The organism is Marinomonas spartinae (assembly GCF_900089775.1).
Lineage (GTDB): Bacteria > Pseudomonadota > Gammaproteobacteria > Pseudomonadales > Marinomonadaceae > Marinomonas > Marinomonas spartinae.
Map to the genome: position 1 here is coordinate 85701 of NZ_FLOB01000015.1, position 6249 is coordinate 91949.

6 protein-coding genes are annotated in these 6249 nt (G+C 44.3%); all 6 read left to right on the forward strand.

Features of this window, described 5'->3' with window-relative positions; genetic code table 11:
- Positions 1-45 precede the first annotated feature (45 nt).
- From MSP8886_RS19525 to MSP8886_RS19550, 6 genes are read left to right on the forward strand one after another with little or no spacing between them, the layout of a single operon-like run.
- Positions 46-1176, forward strand: coding sequence for an FAD-dependent oxidoreductase (locus tag MSP8886_RS19525; protein ID WP_067019945.1), 1131 nt, complete (start codon positions 46-48; stop codon positions 1174-1176).
- A gap of 21 nt (positions 1177-1197) precedes the next feature.
- Positions 1198-2136: a VOC family protein gene (locus MSP8886_RS19530; RefSeq protein WP_067019948.1), complete on the forward strand. Its 939-nt coding sequence runs from the start codon at positions 1198-1200 to the stop codon at positions 2134-2136.
- A 36-nt stretch (positions 2137-2172) separates the two neighbouring features.
- The gene (locus tag MSP8886_RS19535) at positions 2173-2520 is read left to right on the forward strand and encodes a Rieske (2Fe-2S) protein (RefSeq protein WP_067019951.1); all 348 of its coding nucleotides are present in this window, start codon (positions 2173-2175) and stop codon (positions 2518-2520) included.
- Between the two features lie 34 nt (positions 2521-2554).
- The gene (locus MSP8886_RS19540; RefSeq protein ID WP_067019954.1) at positions 2555-3547 is read left to right on the forward strand and encodes a fumarylacetoacetate hydrolase family protein; all 993 of its coding nucleotides are present in this window, start codon (positions 2555-2557) and stop codon (positions 3545-3547) included.
- Between the two features lie 9 nt (positions 3548-3556).
- Positions 3557-4345 carry a cyclase family protein gene (locus MSP8886_RS19545; RefSeq protein ID WP_067019957.1) on the forward strand — a complete coding sequence of 263 codons (789 nt, stop codon included), beginning with the start codon at positions 3557-3559 and terminating at the stop codon, positions 4343-4345.
- A 46-nt stretch (positions 4346-4391) separates the two neighbouring features.
- Positions 4392-5678, forward strand: coding sequence for a hypothetical protein (locus tag MSP8886_RS19550; protein WP_067019960.1), 1287 nt, complete (start codon positions 4392-4394; stop codon positions 5676-5678).
- Positions 5679-6249 lie beyond the last annotated feature (571 nt).

A 6249-nucleotide genomic window follows, 5' to 3' on the forward strand; every position in this document is an offset into this window, starting at 1 on the left:
AAAAATAAAATTAACAATTTATAGAATAAAAATAAGAGGTTAACGATGTCTGCAGTCAATAAAGTACTTATCGTTGGTGGTGGTTTCTCAGGAATGGCAACCGCCATTGAATTACGCAAACACGATATCGAAGCGGATCTGGTTGAACTGGACACCTCATGGCGCCCAGAAGGTGCTGGCATTTCCTTAGGTGCGGCCACTCTACGAGCATTAGAGAAACTTGGTGTGTATGAGGAATTTGAAAAAGAAGGTCATCACTCTACCGGAGCTGACTTATTAGCACCACATGGCGCCCTAATTGCTCATATTTCTGGCGGCGGCGTAGAAGGCTCGGAGGTAACGGGCGAAGGTGCAATTTTGCGTCCTAAACTTGGCAAGATCCTTTCCAATAAAGTGCTCGAGCTGGGGACCAATGTGTTCTTAGGCAACAGCTTTGAGACCATCGAACAAGACGAACATCAGGTTCATGTCACCTTTTTAGATGGCACGAAAAAAGATTATGACTTAGTGATTGGTGCCGAAGGGCTGCACTCTAAGCTAAGAGGCCAATTCTTCCCTAATGCTCCGACTCCAGAATACGTTGGACAAGGTGTATGGCGCGCCGTTATTCCAAGGCCAAGCGAAATCAACAGCACCAGAATATGGCTTTCGGATGACGTCAAAATTGGAGTGAATCCTTGTTCTGATGCCAATATGTATATGTTCATTACTGAAAGTCGTCCTACGAAAGATCACATCGATCCAATCCTATGGACAAATATCATGGCGGATCTCATCAAACCATTTCCAGACCCAGCTTTACAGGCACTTATTCCCCACCTTTTCGAAGAGGGAGCAAATATCGACTATCGCCCTTTGTTCAATCTATTAATGCCTGCACCTTGGAATAAAGGTCGCATCGTGTTGATTGGCGATTCCGTCGCTGCAACGACGCCCCATCTAGCATCCGGTGCTTGTATCGGTATAGAAAGCGGCATAGTTCTGGCGGACGAATTACACCGTCAAAGCACACTTCAAGCCGCACTAGATGCCTTTCACGAAAGACGCTTTAAACGCTGTGAACTTGTGGTGAAAAACTCAGCTCGCTTGTCCGAAATCGAAATTCAACACGGTGATAAGCAAGAGCATGGTCAATTAATGAAAACCTCTTTCCAAGCAATGGCACAGGCCATTTAAGTCATACACAAGGAGCATTACATGAACATAATTGGCCTTGAAACCTTAGTTTTTCAAGTAGATGACATAGAGGCTTGCCATGAGTTTTTAACCGACTATGGCTTGAACTGCGTGAATACTTCGGCGCCTATCAGCCGCTACGAAGCACTTGATGGCACAGCCATAGAAATTTGCCTTGGACATCACCCTACTGCGCCGAGGAATGGTTTGCCCTCCCCAAGCCTGATCGAAACTATTTACGCTGTCGAAAAGCAAAGTGACTTAGATGAGATTCGCCAAGAACTTGAGAAAGATCGCCAAGTCTCGGTTGATGAGCACGGTGTATTGCATTCTATTGACGATGAAAAATTTGCCCTTGCCTTTAAAATCACCGAACGACGCCCGATTGAGGCACCGAATGATTTAACCAACGCACCAGGCCACCCCGCCCAACGACCAGTGAATAAGGTCGCGGTTGACCCTGAAATGTCGGCCAAGCCTCGTACTCTCTCCCATGTGGTGTACTTCGTTAATGATGCCGACAAAGCCGAGGCCTTTTATCAACGTTTGGGCTTTAGAACGACCGATAAATTCCAAGGTGTAGGACCATTTATGCGACCAGCAGGCTCAGACGATCATCACTGTTTGTTCATGATTCAAACCCCTCCTTTCGTCAAAGGCTGTGAGCATTTCACCTTCCACATGGGCAGTGGCACTGAAGTGTTAGTCGCAGGGACACGATTCAAAGAAAAAGGTTACCAAAGCTTTTGGGGGCCAGGGCGTCATCTATTTGGCTCTAATTGGTTTTGGTATTTCAACAGCCCACTGGGTTGCCATATTGAATACGATGCAGATATGGACAAACACGATGACACATGGGCCGTTCGACAAGCGCCAATGTCTGCCGATACCTCGCAGCTTTTTTTGTTCTCAGCAAAAGACAAATGGGCACCAGGTGGAGCACCACCAGAAAAACACTGATCGCCAACAATGTTCATAAACGTAACGAGAGAGATCATGGCAACACTCCTCTATTTATGTCCGTTAGACGAACTAAAAGACAAAACAACCATGGGGGTTGACCCGTTTAGCACAGGGTCAGATACGCTCTTTGCCGTTTATAAAGAGGAACAGGTATATCTCTATAAAAACCAATGTCCTCACGAACCTGTGAGCTTGGAATATAAGAAAAATCGGTTCCTCTCAAAAGATAAGAAAAACATTATTTGTTATGCCCATGGTGCACGGTTTGAGCCCACCACAGGGCTCTGCATATATGGGCCTTGCTTAGGTAAAAGATTGGTCAAAGTCAATTTTCAGTTAATCGACAACAACCTCTACCTAGAACAAGACACCATCGCCTAGCAAGCAACAACAATAAGAATAAAAGGACAAAGGTATGAAATTAGCGAGTCTACAATCCTCTCATTCAGATGGCCTACTGATACTGGTTTCTAAAGACATGAGCCAAGCATCGTTAGTCACTGACATTGCACCAACCCTACAATATGCCATTAACCATTGGCAGCAGCTCGAAACCTCATTGCAAGCACGCTACGAGTTGTTAAATAAGGGGGAAGATCACAATGCTTTCCCCTTCCACCCACAACAAACCACCGCTCCTTTGCCAAAAACCTATCAATGGCTAGATGGTTCTGCCTTTCTAAACCACTCTGATCTGATGCAAAAAGCCTTTCATCTCGATCCTATTGTTGGCGCCGACAAGACACCACTTATGTATCAAGGCGCTGGGGATGATTTTTTGGGCGGTTATGATCCAATCATTGCCATCAGTGAAGATCACGGCATTGATTTCGAAGGCGAAGTGGCAGTCATCGTCGATGACGTGCCCATGGGATGCGGCAAGCAAGAGAGCCTAGGACACATTAAGTTAATCGTACAGCTAAACGATATCAGCCTGCGTGCCTTTGCACCTAAAGAGATGAAAACAGGCTTCGGCTTCATTCAAGCCAAACCATCTACCAGCTTTGCCCCCATCGCCATTACCCCAGATGAGCTGGGTGATGCTTGGCAGGATGGACGCATTCATTTACCGCTACAAGTTACATGGAATAACCAGTGGTTCGGGCACCCAAATGGTCGCGAAATGAGTTTCGGTTTTCACCAGCTAGTTTCCCATGCAGCGAAAACTCGCAAGCTCAGTGCTGGCAGCATTATTGGCTCTGGCACTCTCTCCAATGCTGATCGAGAAGCAGGCTCTGCTTGTATTTCTGAACGTCGAGCCATTGAAATGATTGCCAATCAAGGTGTGCCATCGACAGAATTTATGAAATTCGGTGACCGTATCCAAATGGATATATTAGACGAAAGCGGACAGTCGATGTTCGGTGGAATCGATCAATTCGTGCAACCCTACTCCCCTAAGAATTAAGGAGAAACTATGAAACCTTCAAAAAACAGACGTATCGTCGACTTATCCGTCACCTTAGACAACAACCCATACACTGACCCACCACCACTACTACCTAAAATTGAGTACACCGATCACCAACAAGGCTGGCCGGAAATGGCAGGCATGTTTCCAGGGTTAAAAAAAGAAGATCTACCTGGTAACGAAGCGTGGGCGGTGGAAAAAATGCAAATCAGTGCCCATAACGGCACTCACATGGACTCACCTTGGCATTATGCGTCTACCACCGATGGCGGCAAGCCTGCGTATGGCATTGATGAGTTGCCCTTGGATTGGTGTTTGCAGCCAGGCGTCAAACTCGACTTTCGCGACTTTCCAGATGGGCATGTGATTAGTGCAGTGGAAATAGAAGCGGAACTAAAACGCATCAATCATGACCTTCAGCCACTCGATATTGTTCTAGTGAACACCCGCGCAGGTGCAATTTATGGCGAGCCAGGGTATCTAGAAGCTGGTGTAGGTATTGGAAAAGACGCCACCATGTATCTGCTAGAGCGCGGCGTTCGCATTGTCGGAACCGATGCTTGGAGCTGGGATGCTCCCTTCAAATACACCCGAGAACGCTTCGCTGAATCAGGAGACGCGTCTATTATCTGGGAAGGCCATAAAGCGGGCCGAAACATCGGCTACGGCCAAATGGAAAAACTGTCCAACTTAGAATCCCTTCCTGCAAATGGTTTTTTCGTCTCTTGCTTCCCTTACAAAATCAAACATGCATCAGCGGGGTTTATTAGAGCAGTCGCCATTTTTAATGATTAAGTAATTTTTTATATAAAGCTCAACAATAAAAATAAGAGAGAATAAAATGAAAAAAACAATAATAGCACTATGCGCTCTTTCACCATTAGCCCATGCAGATAATACTTTGGGCGATTTTTTCACCAAAAGTAAATATGATGTAACAATCGAAAGTGTCTATCAAGGAATAAAAAGCGGACGCTATGATAAAACAGGCAAAGCAAATCTAACAAACTGGGTAAAAGCAGCAGCATTCGACTTTACCTCACCAGATGAAAATGTCTTTGGCTTTAATTTTGGGCTTTACGCCGTTGGCCCAATCAGGTATGGACCAGCTTTTTACAATAAAAAAGTATTAAAATATAGAATAAAACCTAATGGAGAATACGTAGCAGAAGGCTTTTCTAAGGTCTCTCATGCTGTGTTGACACAACACTTTAAGGTTAATGGCTTTGACACTCACCTGTATGAAGGGCTACGGGTACTAAGAGATTTTGGGGCACTGAACCGAGAAGATGAAGTTATCGAAAGTGCCTACTATGGTCTAACAGGTGAAACAAAATCCAAAAATTGGCTAATAAAAGGTGGCTATTTAACTCAATATTCAGATTCAAATGCTTCTAGCCGTGCTGATTTTAAAACCAAAGAAGGTATTGATATTGACTACATCAATACCTTAGACGTCACATACAAACACAATAACCACTCTTATCGATACGTCATTGGTGAAGGGCAAGACTATCTACGCAGTCAAATTTTTGAATATGCCTACCGTTTTTCCAACAAAAGACTCTCTTCTAAACTCTTTTATGTCAACGCTCTAGAAAACTATAAAAATATGAGTGCTAGGAACAAAATGTTTGATAAACAAGCTTATTTAGCGCAAATCAAAGCTGAATTTTTTTACCCCTCTGATTACCTTGCTCTAGGCTACAGTTACACAAAAGCAAATAGAGCCTACGGCTTAGGGAGCTTTGAAAATGACCTTGCCTCCGGTACCAAAGGTAATAACGTTAATCTAACCCACGCTTTTACAAAAGATTTTAACTTCAACAATGAAAACCTACTGGCGGCTATCTACTTCCATACCTTTAATGAAAGCTATAAAGCAGGCTTTTTAGCTCGTTATGGTTTTGGGTTTCATTATAAAGGCGCTCGCTTGCATGAATATGAAGTGGGACTTGTCAGCATTTACACCCCTCAACAAGTCAAAGGTTTGACACTCCTTTTAGCCGTCACCCCTAACAATAGCTTTAGAAGGGGCTTCGATAACAACCCCTATCTAGATGCCAATGGAAAAGCCTCTAACTTTAATGGCTCATCCGTTTTAGGGAAAGTAATATACAAATTCTAATCCTCTGTCTAAAAAGCTCAACACAAGGGTAGATAGGTTTATCCATATCTACCCTTTTAACTCACCATCTTTGAAAAGATACATTCAGACCAATCAACACCTTGCTATTGGATTTGCGCCGATGCGTTGGGCCTGCGAAACAGGCGCAAGCGAATACAATGGCAAATCTGCTAGTCTGTCATAGAGAGCCCCATACGACCATCGTCGATGCTGAGCGCCTGCGGCGAATCAAGAGTCAATTCTGAACGCCTGTGGCGAGTAAAAGGCGGGTAGGATCAGGTGGTTCAACGCCTTGACCCCCTCCCAACCTCCCCCTTGGCAAGGGGGAGGAGTAAACAGTAAATCTTCTGTCCCCTCCCCTTTTTAAGGGGAGGGGTTAAAAAAGCTTGAGACAAGAAAAAGCCCTGAAAGGATAACCTATCAGGGCCTTCTTATTTAAAATCTTCATACCGTCCCAATAAGTGTGTCTGACAAGGTGTTGTAATAGATGCCTCTCTCTCATTAAATGATTTTATTTCGACCAAAAAACAAGCCATTTAACAAAAGAGAGACTATGGATACTTTAAAACTA